The following is a 25,370-nucleotide window of genomic DNA, read 5'->3' on the forward strand; positions in this document are numbered from 1 at the left end:
CGGGTCGGCTGTTTCTGTTAAAAGGACTAAGCACATGGCAAACGCAATCGCAAAAACCCATGCGCCGCGCGGAGCAGTCACCATCCTGCACGCAGTGGACGCATTCTCTCATGCATTCGAAAACGTTGTCGAATGGTACAAATCATATCAGACACGCAACGAACTGTCGCAACTGAGCGACGAGCAGCTGGAAGACGTCGGGCTGACCCGCGCTGATATCTCCAAGTTCTGATCCAGGATTTGAACACTTATAAGATGAGCCGCTCGATTGAGCGGCTTTTTCTTTTTCAGCTTTCGACGAATTTACCTGCGAGATCAGGCAGATAAGCCTCAACTGCAGCAGTGGCTACGACATGCCGGGTACCCGCCTCGGCATCCTCGACATCCAGTCCCCCTTTGACCGCCCGAACCGAGGCGCGGCCCCGCGGCAGATCCGAGGCGACAAGATCACAATCAACCTTCTCAGGCTGTTGAACGCCAATCGTGACCTCAACGCGCATCTCCTCATGACTGATGCCCAGTTTGGAAAACAGCGTGATGGACGAGTGGTGCAGCGCGTCTTGAACAGCGCGGCGCGCGGCCTTGGTATAGTCCTGACCATACAGGTCGTTGCCGGTCCCCATCTCCAGAATGATGCGTTTTTCCGTCATCGGGCGGGCTCCATATCAAATGAGACAACGATCGCGGCGTTGGCGATCACCGTGCGACCTTCAGAATGGGGTTTGTCGATATCCAAGCCACCATGTGTGACCGTGATGTTGGGCTGGCCGTAAGGGAAAATGGCCTTCAACGCCTGCGAATCCACCCGGTCCGGTTGCTGTACACCGATTTCCGCGTCGATGATCATGGCCTCTTTCGGGAATCCGAACAATTCCGCCATATTGACCGAGTTATGCCAGAGCGCATCCTTGAGCGCGCGCAGCGCTGCTTCGGTATAGTCTTCGCGCCGAAGCGACGTACCCATACCGAATTCCACCAATACCCGAGTTTTGGGCATGTCGCCTCCTTATTCCTGATGACCCGACAATCTGCACGAGTTCTTGCGAATTGAAAGAACCAGTACAGTGAACTGCATCCGGCCAAACCACGAAACCCGAATGTTTGGTGTGTACCGCAGCTATCGACTAGAATTCTGTCTGTTTAAGCACACGATCTATGAAAGGTTTGATTCCATGACGTATTTTCGGCTCATGTCATCATTATTGTTGTTTGGACTTCTGGCGCCAAGCGTATCCGCTGAAGTCATAGAAAACAAAGCGAAATTTATGAACCTGATCGTTGATAAGAAGCTGGTTCAGGGCGAAACCTGGGTGACTATTCACAAGGACGGCACGGTTGAGGGCAAAGGCCCGAAAGGTGGCAGTATCAGCGGCACGTGGGAGTGGAAAGACAGGTATTACTGTCGGAGAATCGTGATCGTCGGTGAAGTGATGCCCCACGACTGTCAGGTGGTTTCAATCGCAGACGACACCGTTACATTTACCCACAAGGACGGCGCGGGAGTATCGGTGAGGTGGACCATCAAGTGAGTCTAAACTCTTGTCACGCAGTGGCTTTCACAAAAAAAGGCGCCCAATGCGGGGCGCCTTTTTGCGTTCGAACAGTAGCGAAGGTCAGATCGACTCGTCGATCCAGCTTTGCAGGGCCGCTTTCGGGGCCGCGCCAGCGCGGTTCGAAACCACCTGACCGTCTTTGAAAATGAACAGCGCCGGAATGCCGCGCACGCCCATGGCCGCGGCTGAGTTTGGGTTGCTGTCGACATCGACCTTGGCAATCTTCACCTTGCCACCATATTCGCTGGCCAGCTCTTCCAAGGCGGGGCCGATCTGCTTACAGGGGCCGCACCACTCGGCCCAGAAATCCACCACGACGGGGATATCGGAATTCTTGACTTCGGCGTCAAAGGTGTCGTCGGTAACGGCTACGGTCGACATGTCTGTCTCCTGACTGGGAATGCTTGGGCTCAGAACCTAGGTGCGGCACCGGGCAAGGTCAAGATATAGGGTTCGGTGTCAGGGCGTCCGTCACCATATCGTGTGGCAACCACATCAGGTGTGCGGTTCGCGTCCACAAGATAGCGGTGCGGATACTGTGATTGGGATAGATTTGCGACAGGGCATGGGCGTAGGCCGCCATCTGGCGCAACAGCCCTTCGGGGCAGGATTCTGGCCCGGTCGGAACAGTCGCATTGGATTTGAAATCAATCACATGCACCTCTGTTTCCGTGATAATCAGCCGGTCGATGACCCCATGCATTCGTGTGCCGTTCAGATCGGCAGAGACCGAAACCTCGGTCAGCGCATCCGAGCCAAAGACCGGTTTCAGATATTCGGCCGTCAGCACCGAAGTGGCCTCAGTCAGCAGATCTTGCCGCTCAACATCTTGCATATCGGCCAGAAGCCGTGCGCAAAGCTGCGGCCATTGATCCTGTGCGGCAGCAGGAAGATGTTCGAGCAACAGGTGCAGCTGCGATCCGCGTCGTTTCGCCGCCTCTTCATCCTGCCCCGCATCTCCGGGCAAGGCCTTCGCGCCCCCTAGATCAGAGGGGCTGAGCGTTTCGGCTGGCGCGGGTAGATTTGGCGCGGGGTGGTCAAAAAATACAGGCAAATGCTGTTCGTTGTGCGGGATGCTGCCCTGTTCAACGGCAGGCAAAGCCTCCCAATCTCCATGCGCCAGTCGAAGGGTCTGGGTGCCGGGCACCTGAGTAGCCCCTGCCCGCGCCATCGCGGCCTCAACCATCTGATACCAACTGTTGCCATCCTTGCCTACATCCCCGGCGGCCGCCACTACTAGCCACTTTTCTGCCCGTGTTAGAGCCACATAGAGTAGCCTCAGCCGCTCATTCTCTTCGCGCGTTCTGGCTTCTTGGCGCGCAGCTGCGATCAATGCAGGTGAGGCATCAGAAGGCACTTTCCACAACGGAGTATCGCCCGCCATCATGATCTCGGCATCTCGTGGTGGCTGTCGTTTACCAGTGTCCGGCAGGATTACGATCGGTGATTCCAATCCCTTCGAGCCATGAACGGTCATCACCCGGATCATATTGCCGACTCCGCTCATCTGGCGCTTGATCTCCAGATCGTCGGTTTGCATCCAGACCAGAAAACCGGTGAGGCTTGGGATATCTGTCCGTTCATAGGCCAGCGCCTGCGACAGTAACGCGTTGATACCATCCTCAGCCTCGGCCCCAAGCCGACCCAGCAGTTTGCGTCGCCCGTCATGGCGCGTCAGGATACGTTCGATCAGATCATAAGGACGCAGAAAGTCGGTTTGACCGCGTAGGTCGTTCAGAATCGCAAGCGTTACCGGGAACTCCTCGGCACGATTGCGCAACGCTGCCCATAGATAAGTTTCCTCCCTGCGATGAGCCAGATCGAACAACTGTTGTTCCGTCCAGCCAAACAGTGGGGATTTCAGGACTGTCGCCAGTGACAAGCTGTCTTCGGGTGTGGCCAGAAAGCTAAGCAAAGCAGCCAGATCCTTGACCGCCAATTCCGCGCCCACCTTCAGGCGATCTGCCCCCGCGATGGGCAGGCCCTCGCTTTTGCAGGCGCGAATGATCTCGGCAAACAGGTCCGAGCGGCGTTGGACAAGGATCAGAAAGTCGCGGGGCAGCACTTTGCGCCGGACAAATGTCCCCGACGCATCGCCATCATCGGGAATGGTGGCGCCATCCCTGATCATATCCTTGATCGACCGGGCAACCTGTTCTGCCAGAATGACGGTGTGATGCCGTGCGCCAGGTCGATCAACGGGATCGGTCCAATCGCTGTCATCCTCGTCTTCAACCTTCTCGATCACCGGCCATAGGTCGACGCGCCCAGGAAGATCGGCCTTGAATGCCCGGTGCAAGGCATCCTTGTGGAACCCGGCCTCTACATGGTTTTCGAACAGTATATCGACCAGCCCAAGGATCGCGCTGGACGAGCGGAACGAATATTCCAGCGTTGAATCCCACAGTTTAGAGCCTGATTCTCGGAGTTTTCGTCCAAATTCGGCCTGCATCTGGTCAAAGGCTTGCGGGTCGGCACCTTGGAAGGAATAGATTGACTGTTTCTTGTCGCCGACCACAAAGATCGTGCGCTCAACCCCGGATCGGGCCCCTTCCCCGCTGGTGAATTCTTGTGCCAGCTTTTCGATCACGTCCCACTGATCTGGGCTGGTGTCCTGCGCTTCGTCCACCAGAATGTGATCGATGCCACCGTCGAGCCGGTACAGCACCCATTCCGCCACCGCTGGGTCGTTCAGCACCTGACGTGCGCGCAGGATCAGGTCATCAAAATCCAGCCAACCCCTCACCTGCTTGCACCGCTCGTATTCCGTAAGGAAGGCCGCGGCAAAGCGATGTAATACATGGGTTTTCTGGGCCGCAACCAGCGCCAGTCGTTGTTCCCGCGCGGCTTCGACCCGCAGCATCAGGGCCTCGAGCTGGGGCATCCGATCTGCCAGCACCCCTTCACGCAGCGCCTTGGTTGGAAAGCTGTTGAGTTTTGCGGCAAAGGGCTCTTTCGCGCCCTTACCCGTCAATAGGACGTTTTCAAGTATCGTCAGGTTGCTCAACCTGGCGTCGGTAAAACTGGAAAGCTTGTCGGCGGCCTTGGCATTGTTCCCTCCGCTTTCCGAAAGCGCGGGAAAAATGGACTGGATCAGGTCGACCTCACCACCCAGAAACACGCTGCGCAGCAAGACCTGTTCATCAAAACCTTCAGGCAGATCAAACCGTTGCAGAATGTCCGGCCATTGCAGAACATGCTCAAACTGATTGCGCTTCTGTGCGATGGCGGCGGTCAGTTTGTCAAAGCCGGTATCAGTGACAAACCGGGCAACGTCTTCGATCAATGCGGCTTGGGGGCCTTCGGCAAAGCTCTCAATGATCTCATCACGCAACAACGCCGCAGCCCGGTCTTCCATTTCGGAGAATTGAGGGCTGACCCCCGCCTCAAGCGGGAACCGTCGCAGCAGCGAAGCACAGAAGGAGTGGATCGTTTGGATTTTCAGGCCACCGGGCGTCTCAATAGCGCGGGCAAACAGGGTCCGCGCTTGCGCCAACCGGTCAGGATCGATCATGCCCGACACGCCGAGTTCAACCAACTCATCCTGAAGGGCGCTGTCGCCAAGCATTGCCCATTTGCCAAGACGTTTGAAAAGCCGGTTCTGCATCTCGCTGGCCGCGGCCTTGGTATAGGTCAGGCACAGAATGTGCTGAGGCTGTACGCCATCCAGCAACAAGCGCGCCACCCGGTCGGTCAGCACCCGGGTCTTACCCGAGCCCGCATTGGCCGCCAGCCAGGTCGAAGCGTCCGGGCGCGCGGCCTGAACCTGCCGTTCGGTGGCATCATTGCGGGGGCTCATGTCAGGTCCTCCGGTTCGGTTTCCGCCGAACGATCCCACTCACCAAACCGGGCCAGGTGATCATAGACCCCGATATCTGTGTCCTTGTGCAGCATCCGGCGCGATGAGAATCCCTGATCAGGCTCTAAATAGGCAGAAACAAGCTCTTTCAGCTCTACTAGCACCTTGTTGGTCGGCTCTTTTTGCAGCGGTGCGGGCACTTCTTTATAGGTGCCGCCCATGCCAATGAAGATCGCCTGTGCAACGGGAAGCGGATCGAATCCTTCGATACCGCCCTGCTCGGCCATTGCAGCTTCGATCAGCAGTTGTTTGTCGAATTTGGCTTGCTGACTTTCCGTCGGCGGAGTGCCCGTCTTGTAGTCGATGATACGCAAAGCCCCCTGCCCGCTTCGATCGATTCGGTCGGCACGTCCGGCAATGGTGAAGTCCAGCGGCGTCAACGCCAGGCGCATCCCAACCTCAAAAGCCACAGGCCCGCCATCGGCGCGGCGCTGAATCTCGGCGGATAGAAAGCTATCGGTAATCCGCTCTAGCCGCGCCAGCCACAGCTTTCGGGCAGTTGGCCAGGCAACGTGGTCGTCCAGCAAAGCTTTGGCGCGTTTCAGGAAATTTTCTCGGGTCAATAAAGCCGGATCCAGAACGCTGTCACGCACGAATTGTTCCATCACCTCGTGGATGACGATACCGCGTAGCAGGGCATCTGGCGCCTGAACCAGCGGGTCCAGTTGTCTCAATCGCAGGATATGCCGGGCATATATGGCGTACGGATCGCGGATCAGGCGTTTGATTTCGGTCACCGATAGCCGCCGTGGCCGCGCCGCGACGGGTGGTCGTGGCGACGGGCGGTGCGCGGGTGCGATTCGGGGTGCATGTTCCAGCATCTCTGCCCAATCCAGCCACCGTTGGCCCCGCGCTTGCATTGCTTCTAACGCCCTAGTTCCACCCTGTTCAGGTAGGCCTTGTAACAGGTTGGTCATGCGGTTCAGCCAACGGGATGGTACAGTTTCCGCATCATCCGAGCGGGTAGCGCGGGTCAAAACCACCTCTGCAGCACCTGCCGCCTGCTGGAAGTCATGCGCGGACAGACCGATCCTGCGTTCGGGCAGTAAAAGACCGGCCTCATTGCGCATCTGACGGTTCAGCCAGGGGTCGGGCGCAGCAGCCTCGGGCCAGCTTCCTTCGTTCAAGCCACCCAGAATTAGCAGATCCGCACCCTGAACGCGCGCTTCCAGGGTGCCCCAGATCATCAGATGCGGGTGAGGTGCATCACGGTCGCGGACTTCTTCACCTGCCAACAACGCGCCCAGAAGGTCGGCAAAGTCATGGGCGGTCATCGCACCGCCATGCTGTGCTTCGGCTTCCAAAGTGGAGATCACCGCAAGCGCCTTCTGGCCCGCGTTCTTGTCCCACAATGTGCCAGATTCACCGGTTGCACCTGCCGAGATCATCTCGGCCAGCGTGCGAAGCCGGGCGACCCAGTCTGGCAGTGGCTGTTCGGTGGGGTCGTATTGATCGCAAAATGTCTGGGTAACCCAGCGGACCCAGTCCTCGGGCGCTTCTGTACGAATGGCGAAAGCGGTCAGGCTGGCGCTGTCGGGAAAGGGCGGGCCATAGCGACGCAGGTCAAGCTCAAGATCGCGGGTATGCAGCAGGTGGCTGCCCCGGTCGCCCCCGTCATGGCACAGTGGGTGTTTGAGCAGCGTCAGCAGAGCCTCGCCATCCAGGCGGCGCGCGAACAGCCCGGCGACATGGCGCAGGAACCGCCCGGGCGGAGACAGCTGCAGTGGCAGGCCCGCGCTGTCATCGGGCAGGATATTCCACCGGTCCAGTGCGGCGCTGACCTGCCGGGTTAGCATCCGGTCGGGGGTGATTAGCGCGGCGGTCTGGCCGGTCTCGGCCGCTTGCCGTAGGCGTAGCGCAATGGCCAAGGCCTCGGCCCGGGGCGAGGGCGCCTCGATCAGCGTCACATCCTTGGTCGCACCGTTCAGGTCGGGCAGGAGCGGGCCTTCAGTCATCCATGCGTCGGTGACCGGGGCAGGGCGCAATGCAAGCGAAATCAGCTTGTTACGGGCAGGTGAAGGGGCCTGATCCGTGGTCCATGGCAGGATTTGATCCGGGCCAAGCCCTAGACCAAGCATCAGCTTGCGGAACCGGTATTGAGGATGATCCTCAGTTGTCAGCGGGTTATCCAGATTGTGCCAAACATGTTCAGGCTGGTCGAAATCATAGCCAGGCAGCACCAGCGCCCCCTGAGGCAGACGCGCGACCGCCTGCATCAGCATCAGGGTGGTCCCGCGAGACCCGGTAGAGCCTGCCAGAATGACAGGATGTTCGGGCGGCGACGCCTCCCAGCGCGCGATCAGGTTCTCGACCACGCGCCGCTGTCGGGCCTGCGCATCCAGCGCCTCCGAACCGGATTCCATGAACTGATCAGCGATGCCTATAAAGGCCTGTGCCCGCGCCCAATGGCCGGACATGTCGCTGACATCGAGTTGCCTGATCGCATCGGGAGAGACACCTTCCCCCTGCATCTCGTCGATAAGCCCGGCCAGGCTGTCAGATAGATCGAACAGCGAGGACCGGGCCGCCAGATCGGGTTGCTGGTCTAGCAGTTTTGCGATCAGCTGCGTCAGCTCCAGCCTGCGACGCAGAGGCGGGATTGCGGGTGGGATCTGCGCCAGATCGGCGCTTTCGCCAAGATCGGTGACCAAAGAGAGGCGTGGCAAAAGGCAAGCGGGACCCTGATCAAACAGATCGCGCACCCGGCGCGCCATCCGGCGGGTGTTGATCACCAGTTGCACCCGGGCCAGCGCGTCGGGCGGCTGCCCCACAAACCGCTCATGTAGCCCGTCAACCAACACCTTGGGAAAATCCGCTCCCGGAGGAATGGCGAAGACCCGGGGCAGGGCGCTGGGCTCAAACATCGGCAATCAGCCCCTCGGCCAGATCAATACCCTCGGGACGCCCCACATCGCACCAGCGACCGGGGTAAGACAGTGCGAACAGGCGCTTTTGCTGCAGCATTCGATCCCACAATACGTTCAATGAAAACACGTCCTCAGCGATGTCATGTAGCCCTTCGGTTTTCAGAATTTGTACCCCGCCGTAAACAAGACCTGCACCGCGGACGATCCGCCCTGTGCTGTCCTGAGTGAAGTCACCAGGGCCTGTGTGGCCAAGGGTTTGCCCAACTGGAACGCACATCAGCAGCGCATCCATTTTATCCGGATTCCACTGATCCTTCAGCAAGTTCAGCGGGTTGGGCCCAGCCCAGATCGCGTCGCTGTTCAAGGTGAATACGGGATCGGATCCAAGCAGAGGTAGCGCTGCGCGCAGCCCACCACCAGTATCCAGAATGCGCGGTTCTTCCCGCGAAATCATAACGTCGCGGCCCGCCAGATGATCAGCCAACTGATCAGCGTGGTAGTGAAGGTTGGCAACAACCCGAAGCGGCCTGAGCGCATCGACCAGATCCAGTGCGTGATCAATCAGGGGCCGCCCGGCCACCTCGATCAGCGGTTTGGGCCGGTCTTTGGTCAGGGCACCCATGCGAGTACCAAAGCCCGCGGCAAACAGCATTGCAGCTTGGGGGGGGCCGGTCATTGCGCCCTCAGCTTTTCCAGGTTTTCGGGGCTTGGGGCGGGCAGAGCGCTGCGCAACAGGTCTGCCACCGGCACCAACCCGGGATGTTCGAGATCGCGCATCAAATGTGCCCACGCAGCCGGGATCAGGTCGACGTAGTGTGGCTTTCCATAATCGGTCGCCAGCCGTGCAAAACCGCCCAGAATGCGCAGGTTACGCTGAGCGCCCAGAACAGCATATGCGGTGCGGAAATCATGCCCATCGACGCCGGTTGCGGTGATATAGCGGTCGATCATCCGCATCTCGATCCCGGCGGGCACAGTCCGACGCACATCCTGTAGCAGTGACATCAGGTCATAGGCGGGATGCCCCAGCATCGCGCTTTGGAAATCCAGCAGACCGACGCGCGCCAGACCTTCGCGCTCGGGCAGCCAGATCAGGTTTTCTGCGTGGTAATCGCGTTGCACAACAACCCGCGTTCCGCCGGTTTCCCGGTGCAAGATATCCGCAAAGCGCAGCTCGAACCGGGCACGGGCCTCGTCGTCGTGCGATCCAAGAATGCCTTGTGCATATTTCGTGAACGACAGCGCCGCCAATTCGGTCATCATAGCGGGGTCGTAACTGTCGAGCGAAAGCGTCGGCGCCGCGTGAAGATGGACAAGTACATCGGTTGCGGCGTCATACAGCGTGCGCTCAAGCGTCGGATCGTCCCGCAAGACGCGTGCGAACAGATCGTCGCCCAAATCTTCGAGCAACAGAAACCCGTATTCGCAGTCCTCGGCGTAGATTTCCGGCGCACTCAACCCAATGGAACGCAGGTATTTCGACATACGCACGAAGGGTTCAACAGCTTCGCCCTTGTCGGGCGGAGCATCCATCAAAACGGCGGTCCGGCCGGTGGCAGGGTTGGTCAGACGCTCGTACCGGCGGTTCGAGGCATCACCCGCCAAAGGCGTATGCCGTGCGCCGTTCCATGGTGTCTGCGCGATCAAGGCTTCTGCCAGAATGGCCCGGTTCGTCATTGGATCCCCTCCAGCTTGGCGTTCCATTTCGGGTCTGTCCACGACATCTTAAGTTGTCGCGTATCTTGTTCGTTGGCGTCTGTGGTGAACCGGATCAGTAAGGCCGGCTCTGGCGTCAGAGGACCCAGCTTTTCAGGCCACTCGATCAGGCAAATGCCGGCGTCGAAGGCGTCGACCAGCCCCAGCTCTTCGATCTCTTCCACGGCAGAAAGACGATAGAGGTCTGAATGCCAGACCTCTCCAAGCTGCGTCTCGTAAACCTGAACCAGAGTAAAGGTCGGCGAAGGCACATCTTCGGGAGCGGACAGAAGAGATTGGATCAATGCGCGTGCGAAATGGGTTTTGCCGCTGCCGATGGTACCTTCAAGCAGGATAGTATCGCCAGACTGCAATGCGCCACCCAGTTTGGTGGCAACTTCAGCAGTGTCGAATGGGGATTTCGAGGTCAGAGTCAGCGGTGCGTTCATGGCGTCACAATGAACCTGCGCCGGGTCGGCTGCAACCGGTTCAGGCGCTGATTTTTTGTATTTCCGTGATGTTCCTGACCGGGTTGTCCGAGGCGAAACGGACAATTGTTGCCCCGTTTTGCATGGGGCTGACCGTGCAGTTCAAAGAGCCGCCGGATTTTAGGATCAGTTCAGCCGACCATTCGGCCCGATTCTCGCGCGCGGTGACGAATTCGCGGATCTCGCCAAGGATCGGCGTGGCGGTGCAGTGCTCCTGCCATTGGCGTGTGATTTCCAGCACCGTTGCTGGTTCGAATCCTACTTCGCCGCTGTCGCCCCACAACACCTGATAGGCGTAATTTGTGATCGCCAGCGAACCGTCATCCGAAAACACCGCGATGGCATCAGCCAGCTTGTCCAGAATGGATTGCATAAGGTCCGTTTCAGCGCGGAACCGTCGGGTCAGTGTGATTTCGGCGGTGATATCTTCGAACAGGAAAGCCACGGCCCCATCGGGATGCGGGCGACCACTGACGGAATAGACCGATCCTGATGGCAGCGACCAGGTTTCCTGATAGTTCCCGTCCTGTGCCGCCTCCAGAAGGTCGTTCATCTGGCGCCGCCAACTGCGATAGTTCTTAGGCTCGGGCATCATATGCTGGTCGCGAAGCCGGTCAAAAAAGCTGGACAGGCTTGGGCGCAGGCTCAGGAAGTCGGGTGGCAGGGTGGTCAGATCAATCAGCGCTGGATTGAACAGGGCCAGTTGCCGGTTGCGGTCAAAGATCGCTAGGCCAATGGAGAGCTGTGCGAAGGTTTTGGTCATGGTCTGCACAAACTTGCGCTGTGCTGTCTCGGCTTCGACAATCGCGTTGATATCGACCGCGTAACACAACTGATCCTGTTCGTGTGCGACCTGGGTCAGGTCAAACCAGAGCTTGGCATCGCTGTCCCTGACCGGAATCGAGACACGGGTTTTTCGACTCAGCTGCGCCTCGTCCCTGTGAGAAGGAAACAGAGGGTCCGTCAGATCGGCATCCGGTCCCGCGATCTTGCGAACCAACCGTACATAGGCCGCATTGCACCAGCCCACCTTGTCACGGTGATCTATCAGCCAAACAGGGTAGGGCGCCTGCTCCATCGCCAAACGAATTGGATCGCGCTGGTCACGGCGTGGCGCAGGGATGGTCCCCGTCAGATCACGTAATTGAACCCGAATGATACCATCGATCCATTCGCACAGAACCTCGCGCTCGACTGTGCAGTCGATGGCTGAAACGGCGATGTTGCCCCCGGACCGGACAATCTCGGGCGTTTCGGGGAAAGCGGGAAAATCACGTTGCAGCAAACGCCGCAGATCAGCCCAGTTGCTGACGGATTCGTAACCTGCCAGCGCAATATCGGAGTGGCTGATCAACCGGTCGCCATCGAACAGGAAGACAACATCGAACAGCGCTCCGGGCGCGGACAGCCCGAAATCTCTTGTTTTGGCCTGATGGCGTGGCAAGAGCCACAATATCGCAAAGCTGGCCGAAACCACACTGATTGCGGCCAGAACGATCCATTCGGCCATTGCTCCAACCCCCGGGTAAAACGTTTGAATCTATATGAACAACAATGGTTAACGGGGTCTTAACTCAGATCTGGAACGGTTGGTTGGCGCCCGAGGGAACAGGAGTGTCCCCGGTTTGCGCGTCGATCAGCTTGCGCGGCCAAACGACATTGACGATCGCCCCCCTGCGGTCCGGTTGGTCAGTCAGGGTCTGATAAGGGTCCGCGCCATTGGCGAAGCTCAGTTCGGCACCGCTGCGTTCCAGCAGGGTTTTGGCGATGAACAGACCCAGCCCCATGCCTTCGTATTCCGGCCGACTACTGCGATCGGCGCGGCGGCGGCGCATGAACGGGTCACCAATCCGACCTATGATGTGGGAGGGGTAGCCGCGACCATCATCCATGATCGAAACGCTGATCCGGTCAGAGGTCCATTCAGCTTCGACCCAGACCGTCGACTGGGCAAAATCCACTGCGTTCTGGATCAGGTTGCGCAGCCCGTGAATGATCTCGGGCTTGCGCAGGATCGAGGGCTGCTGCACATCGCCATCCGCAACTGGTCCCTCGTCGAAATGCACCACTTTACCACGATTGATATGTGGCTCTGCCGCTTCATGGATCACGGTGGACAGAGGCGCTTGACGCAGGTGCAAGTCATCTTTCCCAGCTCGGCCCATATCGCGCAGGATGTCGCGGCAGCGGTCAGCCTGTTCGCGGATCAAGGCTGCGTCCTCCATCAGCTCAGGCCGGTCGTCCAGCTCTTCGATCAGTTCTGAACTGGCCAGCTTGATCGTAGCCAGCGGCGTACCCAACTCATGCGCGGCGGCGGCCACCACACCACCAAGATCAGTCAGCTTTTGCTCGCGCGCCAGCGCCATATGGGTGGCCGAGAGCGCTTCGGACATCGATTGAACTTCGGAACTGATGCGGTGCGAATAGGCGCCGATGAAAACGATGGCGATGATAATCGCCGCCCAGTTTCCGAACAGCAAAATATCGGGGATATCCAGCACCAACCCCAGATTGGTTCTCAGCGGGAGGTGGAATTGCGCGAGCAACGTGGTCAGGATCACCGCAACGCTGCCGATGATCAGGGTCGAGCGTGTGCTCATTACATTTGCAGAAATCGTCACCGGGCCCAGCAACAGCAGCGCAAACGGGTTGTTTAGCCCCCCCGTCAGATACAACAGGATCGACAGCTGCAGCAGATCGAACAGCACCATCAGGAAGTTCTCGAATTCCGACAAGCGCTTGTTTTCGGGAAACAACAGAATGGCCGTGAGGTTACCCATCACCGAAATGCCGATGACGAAATAACACAATGCCAGCTCAAGCTGAACGTCGTAATATTTCTGTGCAACCGTGATGGCTGTAAACTGGCCGATAATGGCGACCCATCGCAGCAGGATCAGCGTGCGCAGCCTGATCCAGGTACTGCGCTCCTGCCCACGCCAAAGACTGGTGTTGGAATTCGTCATCTGTCGATTATGTCCTATTGCGTCGGTCCGACATGTTGATAGGTGTCCCGGCAGAATCGATCAACATCCCCTTTCGTATCAGGATACGCGCCATGGTTCGTCTTTATGCTATTCTCGCAACTGTTGTTCTTGCAATTGGTCTTGGCGCAATGTGGCTGCTGACGCGAGGCGGCGCGGACGACAAATACGCTCAGTGCCGCTCGTCTCAGATTGCGGGTGGGAGCGCCGCAATCGGCGGACCGTTCGAACTGCTTAACGCCAATGGTGAGACGGTAACCGACAAGGATGTGATCACCGAGCCCACGCTTGTCTACTTCGGTTATACCTTCTGCCCGGATGTTTGCCCCTTTGACATGTCGCGCAATGTCGACACGATCGATTTGCTGGCCGAGCGCGGTCAGTCGGTGACGCCGTTGTTCATCTCGATAGACCCGGATCGCGATACCCCCGAGGTCGTGGGCGATTTCGCGTTCAACCTGCATGAACGCGTGATTGGCCTGACCGGATCGCCCGAGCAGATCAAGGCGGCCAGCAAGGCGTACAAGACCTATTACAAGGCCCAAGACAAAAGCGATGAGTATTATTTGGTCGACCACTCGACCTTTACCTATCTGATGACGCCCGAGGACGGGTTTCTGGAATTTTTCAAACGCGATGAAACGGCCGAGCAGATGGCGGACAAGATTGGCTGCTTCCTTGATCCGGCCTGATCCTCAACAGTCGGTTTGACCTTTGGAATGGCGCTGCTATTACTCATGTTTAAGCCAAGAGGCATGAAATAGCGGAAAGACCCACATATGGCAGACAGTTCCCAGCTTGAAATCGGCCCCGACAAATCGCTGCTGCTGGTAGATGATGACGAGCCGTTTCTGAGACGTCTGGCCAAGGCCATGGAAAAACGCGGATTCGAGGTTGAAACCGCGGGTTCCGTCGCCGCAGGCCGCGCCATTTCCACAGCCCGCCCACCTGCCTATGCCGTGGTCGATCTGCGACTTGAAGATGGCAATGGGCTGGACGTGGTTGAAGTGCTGCGCGAAAAACGCCCCGACAGCCGGGTTGTGGTTCTGACCGGTTATGGCGCCATCGCCACCGCCGTTGCGGCGGTCAAAATTGGTGCAACCGACTATCTGTCCAAACCCGCCGACGCCACTGACATCACCAACGCTCTGTTGGCCAAGGGCGACGAACTGCCCCCGCCGCCGGAAAACCCCATGAGCGCCGACCGCGTCCGCTGGGAACATATCCAACGCGTTTATGAGCTGTGCGACCGGAACGTCTCGGAAACCGCGCGCCGGTTGAACATGCACCGCCGAACACTGCAGAGGATTCTGGCGAAGCGTAGCCCAAGGTAGACCCGTAAACTTAATAGTGTGTTTTCCCGGGCCGTTCCAAACGACTTTCAGGGCGCGGGTTGAGCCTGAGTTTGAAGCCTCAGCGCGTAATTCTTAAGGCAGGCAGAGTGCGCGCACCCAACTTCAGGCAATAACAGCAACTCATCAACCTTTGCCTGCAGCTTGCCGCCCATCGCCAGCATTCGATCATCCACAACGCTGTTCTGGTTGTACTTGTTCCAATACCTTTCACGAAACCGGCTGGACCGGTTGGGTGCATCTGTCGCTTTCGTGCCTTGCCCGCGCTGCCGCTTGAGCGCGAAACTGTCTCGCGTTTTCACCGGGTAGTGAATGACAGCAGCCCAATCGTGTGTAGACAGATGCTCGGGCGCGGCACCCAGCGCATGTCTTCGTCGCAATCCCGAACGATACATGTGTTCGTGCATCGGCAGGCCCGCAGCATTTACAAATTGCGATCCATCGTTTCGAAAGTCCGGTCGCAAGTAGGGCCGGTGCAGGCCAAACCCCCGTATTTTATCAGACTTTCGAAAAAGCGTTTTGAAGTAGCGATGCAAATTATGATCTGTATCGGCACGCTTTAGGAACCGTTGCGTGACCAGCCCCGGTTCCCACTTGTCGTTGCCCCCATTTCCGAAGATCAACCAATTCACGGCGATGCCCTCGGCGAAACCGGAACAGCGTTCGACGAGACCTGCGACCTGATTTTCATCGTTTGCACAGAAAAGAAACTCATCGCTATCAAGCCACATCAGCCAATCGGCATCGTTAAGCGAAGGATGCGCATAGGCCGTTTCCGCCGCTGTATGCTGTGGTACTTGCCCGGGTTTCAGATCTTGCAGAACATGGGAAATAACCCCGTTTTTATCCAGCGCATCAAGCAGCTCGGCGGTGCCGTCTGTCGAGTCATTGCTGTAAATCAGAATAGGATCAAACCCGACCAGCAGATGATACGCGACCCACTCAAGAATAAACGGCCCTTCATCCTTGGCGCAGGAGAATAGCCCGACCTTCATATCGGCTTGGCCTGAGTGGGTTTGATCATGATCGCGATTCTTCCTTGCACGGCCTATCTTCTGAAGATGATATTACGTTGAGTTTGAAAGGTATTTTCATAGCCACGATCAGAAAGTGAGGCAAACAGGCGTTCGGCGCTATCACCAAGATTCACGGTTTCCAGCTGTAGATATTGGGGAAGCGCTGCATCTTCTGCGCTTTCAAGAAAAGGCATAAGAATGTTCGGCTCGTGCCCTTCAACATCAAGCTTGGCAAAATCGGCATCATGCAGATGTGTAAGCTCAAGCAGTGTTCGGGTCTGCACCTCAATCGTATCGTATTTTGATAGCTCCAGATACGCTGGGTCGTTTGCCAAGCGCGCCTGACCAAGATTGGTGGCCGTGTCGCCCCGCTTTTCTATAATAAGTGTCGCCTCACCAGTTTCGCCCGCGATCGCGAAAGTGTTCAGCTCCACGTTGCCAAATCCGTTCAGAGAGCAATTATTGCTGAGGCGTTCGGCCAGTGTCGGATTAGGCTCAAACGCATGAATCCGGGAGTCCGGGCTAAGAATTGACGACAAGAAAAGTGAATACAGACCAAAATTTGCCCCGATATCCAAAACCTTGAGAGTCTTCCCGGCAAAGCTTTCTTTCAGCCAATTCAGCTCAAGCTCTTCCGGAGACCGGCCCTTCTGCCAGAGAGAGAATTCGCTGAAATTGTCATACGGGTGCAGGTGGATTCGAATGCCCCGGTAGGCGATCAACTGTGGCAGCAGTGACTTTCGGATCAGATTGCGCACCCGCCCTCGGCCGGTCAGATTGTACGCTTCACGTAAACACGCGTTGGCATATTCCATCTGCGCGTTCGTGACCGGTATCTGGCTGTCTGCGTCGCTCATCTGAACCTGCGTCCGATTATGGTCTTGTTTTAGCGGAAAATTAGCATAGCCCGAGCTGCTGATCTATTGGCGACCTAAATGCTGCCCAACAATTCCTGATGCCGCGCGGTATAGGCCTGCCGCACCTCAATCGGGGGACGCAGTTTGATCTGCAACCCCTCTAATATTGCCTTGTCCGGACGACCAAAGAACTTTGATGCTTCGGTATCAGAAAAACCCGCGATCTGCGTCGCCTCCATCCAGGCGCTGATCTTGTCCGCCTTCTTGATCTGGCGTTTCACTGTTTTTGGTACCACGGCGGGCAACCCGAAACGTATATGAATCGCAGCAGCCAGCCGGTCGTCTAAATCACCATAATCCGGGCCAACGGCGGATTTCACCGGAGAGATCATGTCACCAATCACATATTCGGGGGCATCGTGTAACAGTGCCGCCAACCGCCATTTCGTCGGTGCATTTGGTGCGATGCGGCCAAAAAGCTCTTCCACCAGCAAGGAATGCTCGGCCACGGAATAGGCAAAATCCCCGTCGGTCTGACCGTTCCACCGCGCCACAAAGGCCAGCCCGTGCGCGATATCTTCGATCTCGATATCCACGGGTGTCGGGTCCAGCAAATCCAGCCGACGGCCCGACAGCATTCTTTGCCACGCTCTGGGTTGTGTTGCCATTTTACCATGCCTTGTGAACTGGGACACGTTCAATTCGCGTTCTTGTGGTATGATGTATCTGTCTGGATCACATGCTGCCAACAATTTCTTGAGCATTCGTGCTTTGAACCTGCGCGATACGATCCCGACATCAAGGACTGAGGGGGGTGCAGACTCCTCCCAGTTGCGCCCTCTCGAAACGAAACTCGTATCGAAAGGAGCTTGCTATGTTCAAGCGTTTGTTTGCAATAACCCTGACCTTCGGAATGGCCGCAACCGCGCCACCCGCCTTTGCCCAGAACTGCGCAGAGCGCGAGCACGTGATTACCAAACTGCAAGACAATTACTCCGAGGAATTAACCTTTGGCGGTCTTCAGAAATCACGTGGCGGGCAGACGGTCATGGAGGTTTGGACCTCGAAGGAAACGGGAAGTTATACCGTTTTGGTGACCCAGGCGAACGGCATGAGTTGTATTGTCGCCGTTGGCACTGATTTTTTTGAAGCGATCCCCAAAATCAAGGCAGAGGGTACGCCAAGCTGATATTTTGTCACCAGACTTCCTGTTTCCGGCCATCCACATTGCCTCCTGTCCCAAGGAATGCTAGGGGCAGCCCGGACCAAGATTTACCGGAGTGGAGAGCCTGATGGCCGGGGACTATATCGTTAAGGACATTTCGCTGGCCGGGTTTGGCCGCAAGGAACTGGATATCGCTGAAACGGAAATGCCGGGCCTGATGGCCCTGCGCGCCGAATACGGTGAAAGCAAGCCGCTGTCTGGCGCGCGGATCGTCGGCTCACTGCATATGACCATCCAGACCGCCGTTCTGATCGAAACACTGGTGGCGCTGGGCGCTGATGTGCGCTGGGCGTCGTGCAACATCTTCTCAACGCAGGACCACGCGGCGGCGGCGATTGCCGAGGCTGATATTCCCGTTTTTGCCATCAAGGGCCAGACGCTGGAAGAGCATTGGGATTATCTGGACAAATCCTTCCTGTTCGACGAAGGCCCCAACATGATCCTGGACGATGGCGGCGACGCGACGCTATACATCCTGCTGGGTGCACGTGCCGAGGCAGGAGAGGACATTATCCCTGTTCCGGGTTCGGAAGAGGAAGAGGTGATCAAGAAGCAGATCGCCAAGCGCATGGCCGCGTCTCCGGGCTGGTTCACCAAAATGCGCGACCAGATCCAAGGCGTCTCTGAAGAAACCACCACCGGTGTAAACCGCCTGTATCAGCTGGTGAAAGATGGCCACCTGCCGTTCCCGGCGATCAACGTGAACGACTCGGTCACCAAGTCGAAGTTCGACAACAAATACGGCTGCAAGGAATCGCTGGTAGACGGTATTCGCCGCGCCACCGACACCATGATGGCCGGTAAGGTTGCCGTGGTCTGCGGCTATGGTGACGTGGGCAAAGGATCGGCGGCTTCGCTGCGTGGCGCAGGCGCCCGCGTGAAAGTGACCGAGGTCGACCCGATTTGCGCGCTGCAAGCGGCCATGGACGGGTTCGAAGTCACCCTGCTGGAAGACGAAGTCGCAAACGCGGATATCTTCATCACCACCACCGGCAACAAGGACGTGATCCGCATCGAGCATATGCGCGAGATGAAGGACATGGCGATCGTCGGCAACATCGGCCATTTCGACAACGAAATTCAGGTGGCCAGCCTGAAGAACCACAAATGGACCAACATCAAGGAACAGGTGGACATGATCGAGATGCCCTCGGGCAACCGCATTATCCTGCTGTCCGAAGGTCGCTTGCTGAACCTTGGCAACGCCACCGGTCACCCCTCGTTCGTGATGTCGGCCTCTTTCACCAACCAAGTCCTGGCCCAGATCGAGCTGTTCACCAAAGGCGATGAATACAAGAACGAAGTCTACATCCTGCCCAAGCATCTGGACGAAAAAGTTGCCCGTCTTCATCTGGACCGGATCGGCGTGAAGCTGACCCAGATGGACAGCGATCAGGCGGCCTATATCGGCGTAAAACCCGAAGGCCCCTACAAGCCGGAACACTACCGCTACTAAGTGCGAAAGACGCATGACCAAAGCTTCTAGACGCCGCCGAATCCTGCTTTCGGCGGCGTCTTTTCTTTTTGGCCTCTTAACGCTGTTGACCGTGTTGGGCGGCGGCGTTTGGTGGCTGCTTGCCCATCCCAATACGCCTGTACCCCCGCACTGGAACCCGCTGCGTGATCTGACCGTGACGGCCCCGGTCACCCCGGTCACCCCTTACCAGTTGAACCGCGCACTGGCGGATGATGCTTTATGCCGTGCAGCCTTGGCCGAGGCTGGAGCTCAGTTTGATCCGCTGGACGATCTGGTGGTGGACCAGAATTGCGGAATCGAGGGACGCGGCCGGTTGTTCGGTCTGGTGAACGCCCGCGTCACTGCAGTCGAGACCCGGTGTGCCACAACTTTGCGGCTTGTCATGTGGGAACACCATGTTGTGCAACCCGCTGCGCAGCAACTACTGGGGACTTCCGTCAGCAGAATGCGCCAGATCGGCAGCTATAACTGCCGCCGGATGCGGACCGCGCAAGGACAAGACAATGGTTGGAGCAGTCACGCCACTGCGGACGCGATCGACATCGTCGGAATGGATCTCTCGGACGGGCGCAGCTTGAACCTGCTGGCAGACTGGGACGCTGACGGGCCCGAGGCCGATTTTCTGCGCCAGATATGGCGCGGAGCCTGTGACTGGTTCCGCGTGGTGCTTGGCCCTGACTACAACCGCTTACATGCCGATCACTTCCACCTGCAGGGGCCCGGCTGGGGCTACTGCCGATAGTACCTCAGCGTAGAGACGGGATAAAATTGCCGCGGCCCTGTGGCGTGAAATCCAGAACATTCCACAGTGGCCAAGCCGCATCCACGTGCCGGGGATGCCAATCGCTGGGTTCAAAGAACAGCTCGGAACTCCAGAAGTGATGAATGCCATCAGGGAGCTGTTGAAAGACATTCAGGATGGGAAGCTGATCACCCCCGTTGGTCTCGGCCAGATAGTCACGTTGGTAATTCGTCCCTAATGCTGAGTAGAGCGGCAGCGCATTCCAACCCATCTCATCCTTGAGCGCCGAGAGTTTTTCGGGCGTATTCTGCGCCACTACGGCAACCGAGGCGTTCTGTATGAGATGGTGGATCTGAGAGTTCAGCCCATCCAGAAACGCCGAACACATAGGGCAGGGGCGTTCCGCGTCGGGTCCGTACATCAGCGAATAGATAATCAGCGTATCCTTATCGCCAAACAGCGACGACATAGGCGCACCCTCGCCTGCCAGATCTCGGAACGCATAATCGTTAGGGGTTTTGCCTCCGGTTGGAAGAGAACGGCGCAAGGCCGCGACCTCTTCAACCTTTGCTCTCAGGTCCCGCTCGGCGGATAGAAGTGCATTACGAGCTGACCGATATTCGGTGGTTTCATTCGGTAACGTTACGGGCATGGGGACCTCCGGGAATCATAATTAACAAAAATGTTAAATAATAAATCTGAAAAAATCAAATCACCGAGTCCCGCGAAGTTCAGCCTAGGGGGAAACCTTGTGATTTTTCCCTTTTGGGAATTCCGCCGACAAGGCTAGTCTCTCGTGCATCGGTAAAAAGTTCCGTGACAATGGATTAAGGAGATTGGGACATGGGCAAACGCGACGAATTGATCGCTAAATACGCTGAAGATCTAAAAGGCAAATGCGGGATGGACCCCGATATGGACCTGCTGACCAAGGTCACCATCGGTTGCGGTCCGGCGATCTATGACGCGGATGCGTCGACAGTGGCGGCCAGCCAGGAAGGCGAGCTTGAGACGGTCAAGAACAACTTCCTCATCAAAAAGCTGGGCCTGTCGGATGGTCCCGAACTGATGGAAGGGATCAACAAGGCCATGGAGACCTATGGCATGTCCGAGCGTAACAAGTACCGCGCTGTCGTCTATTACATGCTGACCAAGCATTTCGGCAAAGAATCGGTCTATAGCTGATCCAGCCAAGAACCATTTCAGCACCCGTCGGTCTTACCGGCGGGTGTTTTGTATTTGATTGAAACTCTAAATACTTGGCGTTTGAAGCGCGGTTCTGAAATCGGCTAAGGTCAGGATATGACCAGGACGGTCAGAACCAACAGATTTCCGTATGCGTGTGGTGAGCTTGGGAGCACGCGGGGTAGGGAAGGTTCTGAAGTCGTCAGGGCCTTCCCTTTTCATTCAATCCGCCTCTGTCTCGCCCAAAGCGCAGATCAACTGCCATTCTGTATCGCTGATCGGCTGCACTGACAGGCGTGAATTCTTGACCAGAACCATTTCATCCAACCGCTCATCCGCCTTGATCTGATCTAGTTTGACCGGAACTGTGAAAGACCGGACGGCTTTGATATCCACGCATTCCCAACGCTCATCATCGGTTGTGCTGTCGGGATGGGCCTCGGCGCAGACCTCGACAATGCCGACAATCGCCTTGTCCTTTTGCGAGTGGTAGAAAAACCCACGATCGCCAATCTGCATCTGACGCATGAAATTGCGGGCCTGGTAGTTGCGCACCCCATCCCATTCCTCGCCCGCGTCCCCCTTGCCGACCTGCTGATCCCAGCTCCAGGTCGAGGGTTCGGATTTGAACAGCCAATACGCCATCAGCCGATGACCTTTTTCCACGGGATCAATTCAACCGAGTCGAACAGGCCGGCCAGCGCGTAGGGGTCATTTGCGGCCCAGGCCTCAGCGGCGGCCAGATTCTCGACATCCAGAATGACCAGCGATCCGATCATCGCATCGCCGTCCAGTAACGGCCCGGCCTGCGCCACAACGCCGGTTTCTTCAATGTAAGCCAGATGGGCGGTGCGGTTGTCCAGCCGGGTCTGTAGGGCACCAGCTTTATCCCGGGCGATCAGGGCGATGAGCATATTATTCCTCCTTGAGTGGGCGACCCAGCAGGGCCTGAATCGCGTCGGTGACACTGTAGGCACCGCTGCTGAGTTTCGCCACCGTTGCGCTGATGGGCATGTCTAACCCTTCGCTCGCTGCGATTTCGGACATGGCCTGCGCAGTGGCGACACCTTCGACGGTTGTCGTGGTGTCAAATGGCTTGTTTAGACCCAAACAAAGGCCAAAACGATAGTTTCGCGACAATTCGGATGAGCAGGTCAGCACCAGATCACCCAGCCCCGATAACCCCATCAGCGTATCGGGCCGTGCCCCGCGCTGGGCGGCAAAGCGCTGCATCTCAGAAAATCCGCGTGTGATCAACGCAGCGCGGGCGCTGTCGCCAAGCCCAGCACCAATGGCCGCGCCGCAACCGATAGCCATCACATTCTTCAGCGCGCCACCCAACTCGGCCCCGATGGTATCGGCGGTTCGATAAAGACGCAGGTTGGCGGTTGTCAGCTCTTGCTGAAGCGCCTCGCCCAATTCGGCTTCAGCACAAGCCAGCGTTAGCGCCGTGGGCAGACCGCGCGCGATGTCGTCGGCAAAGCTGGGCCCGGTTAGCAGGGCCGGTTGTGCGTCTGGCACGGTTTGACGGATCACGGCGACGGGGCCCAGACCCGTGGTCAGTTCGATCCCCTTGCAGCAAGCCACCAGAACCTTCCCGCTCAGCCGTGCTGCGTGAAGATTCAGGGCATCACGCAGTTTTTGCATTGGCACGGCAAGCAGCAATACGTCGGACCGCACCGCCTGTTCAATCTCGGCAGTCACCGTGATGTTGGCAGGCAGCGTGACGCCCGGCAGGCGATCGACATTCTCGCGCGATTGCTGCATTTGCTTTGCCTGCTCGGGATTCCGCGACCAAAGCGTAACGGGGCCATCTCCCGCCAATGATATGGCCAAAGCGGTTCCAAAGGCACCTGATCCAAGGACGGTCACGCTCATGCCTTGGCCCCTTTTTTGCCGCTACCCAGCATTGCAGGGCTGGTTTGATCCAAGGGCCAGCGGGGCCGCGCCGTCAGGTCCAACCCATCTCGTGCACCGGTGCGGAATCGTTCCATACCCGCATAGGCGATCATTGCGGCATTATCAGTGCACAAAGCCAGCGGAGGGGCAGTAAATCGGGCGCCCATTTCCGCGGAAACAGTCTCTAATCCTGAGCGAATAGCGGAATTTGCTGCGACACCTCCGGCAACGGCAATAACCGGTTCTGACGGTGATGTCTCAAGATACTGGGCAATCGCGCGGCGGGTTTTCTCAGCCAAGGTATCAACAATAGCCTGCTGAAAACCGGCACACAGATCAGCGCGATCTTGTCGGGTCAGCCCCCCTTTTTCGGCTACGACCTTATCCCGCATCCGCATCAGCGCGGTCTTGAGTCCCGAAAAAGACAGGTCACATCCGGGGCGATCCAGAAGGGGCCGGGGAAAGCGGAAACGTTTGGGATCGCCCGCGCGCGCCTCAGCCTCGACTGAGGGGCCACCGGGTTGCGGCAGGCCCAACAGCCGGGCGGTCTTGTCGAAGGCTTCACCGGGGGCATCATCTATCGTACCGCCCAGTCGGGTAAATTGCTCCGGACCATGCGCAATCAGGTATTGGCAGTGACCACCCGACACCAGCAGCATCAGGTAGGGAAAGGCAATCCCGTCGGTCAGGCGTGGCGTCAGCGCGTGCCCGGCCAGATGGTTCACCCCGATCAGCGGCAGCCCGGTCGCCGCGCTCAGACCCTTTGCGCACATCACACCGGACATCACGCCGCCAATCAGACCTGGCCCGGCGGTGACGGCGATTGCATCCAGATCATCTAAGCCCATATCGGCCTGTGTTAGAGCCTGTTTGATGCAAATATCCAGCTTTTCGGCATGTGCGCGCGCCGCGATCTCGGGCACGACACCTCCATAGGCGCTGTGCAACTCAGTCTGGCCATGCACCACGGATGACAGGATCTCGGCCCCTACGCCTGTGCCCTGCCGCACAACGGCGGCTGCGGTATCGTCGCAGCTGCTTTCCAGTCCAAGGACGGTAAGTGTTTGCACCATAGGCCTGATCCGTTGCATCATGATTGCCAAGCGGGGTATCACCCCGCGCGGATGCAAACAATCCCAAGGCCGAAGGCGCCGACCGTTGTATTTGTTGATGACCCGCCCTCGCGCCGCCTCGGACAGGTTCGTTGCGCAACTGCCGGACCACATTCGGTCGCAAGTCGCGGTTATCCATTCGCCCTTGTTAAAAATCGAACCGCTGGGTGTCATGGTTGAGTCCGATGATTCTGCTGGACTGATCTTTTCCTCGGCAAATGGCGTGAATGCCGCCGCCGTATTGAATGTGGAACGCAGCCTGCCCGCCTATTGCGTTGGTCCGGTGACCACGCAGGCAGCGCAGGCAGCAGGGTGGGAAGCGCAGATGCTGGGTGCGACGGCCGAAGGGCTGGTGGCCAATCTGCTCAAACTCAAGCCAAACAGCCCGCTGCTACATCTGCGCGGAGAACACAGCCGTGGCAACGTCGCCGCGCGTTTGACTGAATCCGGGCTGACCACCCGCGAACAGCCGATTTATCGGCAACAGCTTTTGCCGCTGAGTGATGAGGCTTCCCACGCCGCCGAGGGTGATCAGCCCATCATCGCCCCGCTATTTTCGCCCCGCACAGCGCGACAATTTGCCGATGTCTGGGCCGGATCCGCGCCTCTGTGGCTGGCCGCGATCAGCGAAGCCACAGCGGAACCCCTTAAAACACTGAGTTTCGAGCGGCTGAAGATCGCGGATGAACCGACCCCGGACAAAATGCAGAAAGCCGTGAAAAAACTCGTGAAACACGTGATGCGGGTTGAGAGCGCGCCGGGTGCAGATTAACTTGGGTTAGTCTGTTGTTCATGTGTTTTGGGAATCGATAAGGGGATTAACGCGGTGGCTGATAAGAAGAAACCCGATCAGGAACCGGTCGAAGACCCCAGCGTCGAAGAGGTGGTAGAAGCCGCCGAGACCGAAAGTGATGCAGTCTCGGATGAGAAATCCGTTGACGCGGATAACGCTGCGGACGAATTGACTTCCGAAGCCGAAGCCGAAGCCGAAGCCGAAGCCGAAGCCGAAGCCGAAGCCGAAGCCGAAGCCGAAGCCGAAGCCGAAGCCGAAGCCGAAGC

At 57.9% G+C, this 25,370-nt stretch carries 27 protein-coding genes and 1 pseudogene; 10 read left to right on the top strand and 18 right to left on the bottom strand.

The annotated features are described in order from the left end of the window. The first annotated feature begins 34 nt into the window (after window positions 1-34). Complete coding sequence (locus tag ACR0MP_RS21350) at window positions 35-232, top strand: DUF1127 domain-containing protein (RefSeq protein ID WP_170397815.1); 198 nt, start codon at window positions 35-37, stop codon at window positions 230-232. Between the two features lie 55 nt (window positions 233-287). Here ACR0MP_RS21350 and ACR0MP_RS21355 read toward each other — a convergent pair whose 3' ends face one another. Further along, window positions 288-650 (bottom strand): Lin0512 family protein, encoded by a 363-nt coding sequence (locus tag ACR0MP_RS21355; protein WP_170407917.1) that lies wholly within the window; start codon window positions 648-650, stop codon window positions 288-290. Beyond that, window positions 647-997 (bottom strand): Lin0512 family protein, encoded by a 351-nt coding sequence (locus ACR0MP_RS21360; protein ID WP_170397821.1) that lies wholly within the window; start codon window positions 995-997, stop codon window positions 647-649. The genes ACR0MP_RS21355 and ACR0MP_RS21360 overlap by 4 nt, the downstream gene beginning before the upstream one ends. 268 nt (window positions 998-1,265) lie before the next feature. Between ACR0MP_RS21360 and ACR0MP_RS21365 the strand changes: the two genes are divergently transcribed. Then, a complete protein-coding gene (locus tag ACR0MP_RS21365) occupies window positions 1,266-1,529 on the top strand; it encodes a hypothetical protein (protein ID WP_170397824.1) in 264 nt (87 codons plus the stop codon). 84 nt (window positions 1,530-1,613) lie between these two features. Here ACR0MP_RS21365 and trxA read toward each other — a convergent pair whose 3' ends face one another. The 8 genes from trxA to regB all read right to left on the bottom strand — a co-directional run bounded on the left by trxA (window position 1,614) and on the right by regB (window position 13,428). After that, window positions 1,614-1,934, bottom strand: coding sequence for a thioredoxin (gene trxA, locus ACR0MP_RS21370; RefSeq protein WP_170397826.1), 321 nt, complete (start codon window positions 1,932-1,934; stop codon window positions 1,614-1,616). Between the two features lie 58 nt (window positions 1,935-1,992). Beyond that, on the bottom strand, window positions 1,993-5,352 hold the full coding sequence (addA, locus tag ACR0MP_RS21375; RefSeq protein ID WP_480887929.1) for a double-strand break repair helicase AddA: 3,360 nt from the start codon (window positions 5,350-5,352) through the stop codon (window positions 1,993-1,995). Next, a complete protein-coding gene (gene addB / locus ACR0MP_RS21380; protein WP_480887928.1) occupies window positions 5,349-8,276 on the bottom strand; it encodes a double-strand break repair protein AddB in 2,928 nt (975 codons plus the stop codon). The genes addA and addB overlap by 4 nt, the downstream gene beginning before the upstream one ends. After that, on the bottom strand, window positions 8,269-8,955 hold the full coding sequence (locus ACR0MP_RS21385) for a nucleotidyltransferase family protein (RefSeq protein ID WP_170407923.1): 687 nt from the start codon (window positions 8,953-8,955) through the stop codon (window positions 8,269-8,271). The genes addB and ACR0MP_RS21385 overlap by 8 nt, the downstream gene beginning before the upstream one ends. Beyond that, on the bottom strand, window positions 8,952-9,956 hold the full coding sequence (locus tag ACR0MP_RS21390) for a phosphotransferase (RefSeq protein ID WP_170407925.1): 1,005 nt from the start codon (window positions 9,954-9,956) through the stop codon (window positions 8,952-8,954). The genes ACR0MP_RS21385 and ACR0MP_RS21390 overlap by 4 nt, the downstream gene beginning before the upstream one ends. Continuing rightward, complete coding sequence (tsaE, locus tag ACR0MP_RS21395; RefSeq protein WP_170407927.1) at window positions 9,953-10,423, bottom strand: tRNA (adenosine(37)-N6)-threonylcarbamoyltransferase complex ATPase subunit type 1 TsaE; 471 nt, start codon at window positions 10,421-10,423, stop codon at window positions 9,953-9,955. The genes ACR0MP_RS21390 and tsaE overlap by 4 nt, the downstream gene beginning before the upstream one ends. 40 nt (window positions 10,424-10,463) lie before the next feature. Beyond that, a complete protein-coding gene (locus tag ACR0MP_RS21400; RefSeq protein WP_170407929.1) occupies window positions 10,464-11,972 on the bottom strand; it encodes a PAS-domain containing protein in 1,509 nt (502 codons plus the stop codon). Between the two features lie 64 nt (window positions 11,973-12,036). Beyond that, complete coding sequence (regB, locus tag ACR0MP_RS21405) at window positions 12,037-13,428, bottom strand: sensor histidine kinase RegB (RefSeq protein ID WP_170397866.1); 1,392 nt, start codon at window positions 13,426-13,428, stop codon at window positions 12,037-12,039. Window positions 13,429-13,520: 92 nt separating this feature from the next. Between regB and ACR0MP_RS21410 the strand changes: the two genes are divergently transcribed. Together ACR0MP_RS21410 and ACR0MP_RS21415 are read left to right on the top strand one after the other, a co-directional pair. Next, window positions 13,521-14,138 (top strand): SCO family protein, encoded by a 618-nt coding sequence (locus tag ACR0MP_RS21410; RefSeq protein WP_480887925.1) that lies wholly within the window; start codon window positions 13,521-13,523, stop codon window positions 14,136-14,138. Between the two features lie 87 nt (window positions 14,139-14,225). Then, complete coding sequence (locus tag ACR0MP_RS21415; protein WP_039542641.1) at window positions 14,226-14,780, top strand: ActR/PrrA/RegA family redox response regulator transcription factor; 555 nt, start codon at window positions 14,226-14,228, stop codon at window positions 14,778-14,780. A gap of 47 nt (window positions 14,781-14,827) precedes the next feature. On the opposite strand, the gene ACR0MP_RS21420 is transcribed toward ACR0MP_RS21415, so the two are convergent. The 3 genes from ACR0MP_RS21420 to ACR0MP_RS21430 all read right to left on the bottom strand — a co-directional run bounded on the left by ACR0MP_RS21420 (window position 14,828) and on the right by ACR0MP_RS21430 (window position 17,339). Continuing rightward, on the bottom strand, window positions 14,828-15,793 hold the full coding sequence (locus ACR0MP_RS21420) for a glycosyltransferase family 2 protein (RefSeq protein ID WP_480887924.1): 966 nt from the start codon (window positions 15,791-15,793) through the stop codon (window positions 14,828-14,830). Between the two features lie 53 nt (window positions 15,794-15,846). Continuing rightward, window positions 15,847-16,671 (bottom strand): FkbM family methyltransferase, encoded by an 825-nt coding sequence (locus tag ACR0MP_RS21425; protein WP_480887922.1) that lies wholly within the window; start codon window positions 16,669-16,671, stop codon window positions 15,847-15,849. Window positions 16,672-16,745: 74 nt separating this feature from the next. Then, entirely contained in the window at window positions 16,746-17,339 is a 594-nt protein-coding gene (locus ACR0MP_RS21430) for an HD domain-containing protein (RefSeq protein ID WP_170407937.1), read from the bottom strand. A gap of 206 nt (window positions 17,340-17,545) precedes the next feature. Between ACR0MP_RS21430 and ACR0MP_RS21435 the strand changes: the two genes are divergently transcribed. The 3 genes from ACR0MP_RS21435 (at window position 17,546) to ACR0MP_RS21445 (ending at window position 20,115) form a co-directional block, all read left to right on the top strand. Then, window positions 17,546-17,860, top strand: a complete 315-nt coding sequence (locus ACR0MP_RS21435; protein ID WP_170397881.1) for a hypothetical protein — start codon at window positions 17,546-17,548, stop codon at window positions 17,858-17,860. A 103-nt stretch (window positions 17,861-17,963) separates the two neighbouring features. Beyond that, complete coding sequence (gene ahcY / locus ACR0MP_RS21440; protein ID WP_170407939.1) at window positions 17,964-19,352, top strand: adenosylhomocysteinase; 1,389 nt, start codon at window positions 17,964-17,966, stop codon at window positions 19,350-19,352. A gap of 13 nt (window positions 19,353-19,365) precedes the next feature. Next, window positions 19,366-20,115 carry an extensin family protein gene (locus ACR0MP_RS21445; protein ID WP_170407941.1) on the top strand — a complete coding sequence of 250 codons (750 nt, stop codon included), beginning with the start codon at window positions 19,366-19,368 and terminating at the stop codon, window positions 20,113-20,115. Between the two features lie 4 nt (window positions 20,116-20,119). Here ACR0MP_RS21445 and ACR0MP_RS21450 read toward each other — a convergent pair whose 3' ends face one another. After that, window positions 20,120-20,767 (bottom strand): DUF899 family protein, encoded by a 648-nt coding sequence (locus ACR0MP_RS21450; protein ID WP_480887918.1) that lies wholly within the window; start codon window positions 20,765-20,767, stop codon window positions 20,120-20,122. A gap of 191 nt (window positions 20,768-20,958) precedes the next feature. On the opposite strand from ACR0MP_RS21450, the gene ACR0MP_RS21455 reads away from it, so the two are divergent. Continuing rightward, window positions 20,959-21,300, top strand: a complete 342-nt coding sequence (locus tag ACR0MP_RS21455) for a DUF2853 family protein (RefSeq protein WP_170397892.1) — start codon at window positions 20,959-20,961, stop codon at window positions 21,298-21,300. A 222-nt stretch (window positions 21,301-21,522) separates the two neighbouring features. Here ACR0MP_RS21455 and ACR0MP_RS21460 read toward each other — a convergent pair whose 3' ends face one another. The 4 genes from ACR0MP_RS21460 to tsaD are packed head-to-tail and all read right to left on the bottom strand — an operon-like array spanning window position 21,523 to window position 24,272. Further along, the gene (locus ACR0MP_RS21460; protein ID WP_170407945.1) at window positions 21,523-21,945 is read right to left on the bottom strand and encodes an EVE domain-containing protein; all 423 of its coding nucleotides are present in this window, start codon (window positions 21,943-21,945) and stop codon (window positions 21,523-21,525) included. Then, window positions 21,945-22,214 (bottom strand): YciI family protein, encoded by a 270-nt coding sequence (locus tag ACR0MP_RS21465; RefSeq protein WP_170407946.1) that lies wholly within the window; start codon window positions 22,212-22,214, stop codon window positions 21,945-21,947. The genes ACR0MP_RS21460 and ACR0MP_RS21465 overlap by 1 nt, the downstream gene beginning before the upstream one ends. Before the next feature lies 1 nt (window position 22,215). Continuing rightward, window positions 22,216-23,178 (bottom strand): NAD(P)H-dependent glycerol-3-phosphate dehydrogenase, encoded by a 963-nt coding sequence (locus ACR0MP_RS21470; protein ID WP_480887917.1) that lies wholly within the window; start codon window positions 23,176-23,178, stop codon window positions 22,216-22,218. Continuing rightward, window positions 23,175-24,272, bottom strand: a complete 1,098-nt coding sequence (gene tsaD / locus ACR0MP_RS21475) for a tRNA (adenosine(37)-N6)-threonylcarbamoyltransferase complex transferase subunit TsaD (RefSeq protein ID WP_170407950.1) — start codon at window positions 24,270-24,272, stop codon at window positions 23,175-23,177. Before tsaD ends, ACR0MP_RS21470 begins: the two co-directional genes overlap by 4 nt. A 97-nt stretch (window positions 24,273-24,369) precedes the next feature. Here tsaD and ACR0MP_RS21480 point away from each other — a divergent pair, with 97 nt between their 5' ends. Both ACR0MP_RS21480 and ACR0MP_RS21485 read left to right on the top strand, forming a co-directional pair. Further along, window positions 24,370-25,083, top strand: a complete 714-nt coding sequence (locus ACR0MP_RS21480; RefSeq protein WP_170407952.1) for a uroporphyrinogen-III synthase — start codon at window positions 24,370-24,372, stop codon at window positions 25,081-25,083. Between the two features lie 54 nt (window positions 25,084-25,137). After that, window positions 25,138-25,370, top strand: a pseudogene (locus ACR0MP_RS21485) (hypothetical protein); the annotation flags it as partial.

Source organism: Ruegeria sp. K3 (assembly GCF_056531845.1).

Coding starts and splice junctions, on each gene's coding strand:
- ACR0MP_RS21350 (WP_170397815.1), top strand. CDS start 35: ATGGCAAACGCAATCGCAAAAACCCATGCGCCGCGCGGAGCAGTCACC.
- ACR0MP_RS21355 (WP_170407917.1), bottom strand. CDS start 650: ATGACGGAAAAACGCATCATTCTGGAGATGGGGACCGGCAACGACCTG.
- ACR0MP_RS21360 (WP_170397821.1), bottom strand. CDS start 997: ATGCCCAAAACTCGGGTATTGGTGGAATTCGGTATGGGTACGTCGCTT.
- ACR0MP_RS21365 (WP_170397824.1), top strand. CDS start 1,266: ATGAACCTGATCGTTGATAAGAAGCTGGTTCAGGGCGAAACCTGGGTG.
- trxA (WP_170397826.1), bottom strand. CDS start 1,934: ATGTCGACCGTAGCCGTTACCGACGACACCTTTGACGCCGAAGTCAAG.
- addA (WP_480887929.1), bottom strand. CDS start 5,352: ATGAGCCCCCGCAATGATGCCACCGAACGGCAGGTTCAGGCCGCGCGC.
- addB (WP_480887928.1), bottom strand. CDS start 8,276: ATGTTTGAGCCCAGCGCCCTGCCCCGGGTCTTCGCCATTCCTCCGGGA.
- ACR0MP_RS21385 (WP_170407923.1), bottom strand. CDS start 8,955: ATGACCGGCCCCCCCCAAGCTGCAATGCTGTTTGCCGCGGGCTTTGGT.
- ACR0MP_RS21390 (WP_170407925.1), bottom strand. CDS start 9,956: ATGACGAACCGGGCCATTCTGGCAGAAGCCTTGATCGCGCAGACACCA.
- tsaE (WP_170407927.1), bottom strand. CDS start 10,423: ATGAACGCACCGCTGACTCTGACCTCGAAATCCCCATTCGACACTGCT.
- ACR0MP_RS21400 (WP_170407929.1), bottom strand. CDS start 11,972: ATGGCCGAATGGATCGTTCTGGCCGCAATCAGTGTGGTTTCGGCCAGC.
- regB (WP_170397866.1), bottom strand. CDS start 13,428: ATGACGAATTCCAACACCAGTCTTTGGCGTGGGCAGGAGCGCAGTACC.
- ACR0MP_RS21410 (WP_480887925.1), top strand. CDS start 13,521: ATGGTTCGTCTTTATGCTATTCTCGCAACTGTTGTTCTTGCAATTGGT.
- ACR0MP_RS21415 (WP_039542641.1), top strand. CDS start 14,226: ATGGCAGACAGTTCCCAGCTTGAAATCGGCCCCGACAAATCGCTGCTG.
- ACR0MP_RS21420 (WP_480887924.1), bottom strand. CDS start 15,793: ATGAAGGTCGGGCTATTCTCCTGCGCCAAGGATGAAGGGCCGTTTATT.
- ACR0MP_RS21425 (WP_480887922.1), bottom strand. CDS start 16,671: ATGAGCGACGCAGACAGCCAGATACCGGTCACGAACGCGCAGATGGAA.
- ACR0MP_RS21430 (WP_170407937.1), bottom strand. CDS start 17,339: ATGGCAACACAACCCAGAGCGTGGCAAAGAATGCTGTCGGGCCGTCGG.
- ACR0MP_RS21435 (WP_170397881.1), top strand. CDS start 17,546: ATGTTCAAGCGTTTGTTTGCAATAACCCTGACCTTCGGAATGGCCGCA.
- ahcY (WP_170407939.1), top strand. CDS start 17,964: ATGGCCGGGGACTATATCGTTAAGGACATTTCGCTGGCCGGGTTTGGC.
- ACR0MP_RS21445 (WP_170407941.1), top strand. CDS start 19,366: ATGACCAAAGCTTCTAGACGCCGCCGAATCCTGCTTTCGGCGGCGTCT.
- ACR0MP_RS21450 (WP_480887918.1), bottom strand. CDS start 20,767: ATGCCCGTAACGTTACCGAATGAAACCACCGAATATCGGTCAGCTCGT.
- ACR0MP_RS21455 (WP_170397892.1), top strand. CDS start 20,959: ATGGGCAAACGCGACGAATTGATCGCTAAATACGCTGAAGATCTAAAA.
- ACR0MP_RS21460 (WP_170407945.1), bottom strand. CDS start 21,945: ATGGCGTATTGGCTGTTCAAATCCGAACCCTCGACCTGGAGCTGGGAT.
- ACR0MP_RS21465 (WP_170407946.1), bottom strand. CDS start 22,214: ATGCTCATCGCCCTGATCGCCCGGGATAAAGCTGGTGCCCTACAGACC.
- ACR0MP_RS21470 (WP_480887917.1), bottom strand. CDS start 23,178: ATGAGCGTGACCGTCCTTGGATCAGGTGCCTTTGGAACCGCTTTGGCC.
- tsaD (WP_170407950.1), bottom strand. CDS start 24,272: ATGGTGCAAACACTTACCGTCCTTGGACTGGAAAGCAGCTGCGACGAT.
- ACR0MP_RS21480 (WP_170407952.1), top strand. CDS start 24,370: ATGACCCGCCCTCGCGCCGCCTCGGACAGGTTCGTTGCGCAACTGCCG.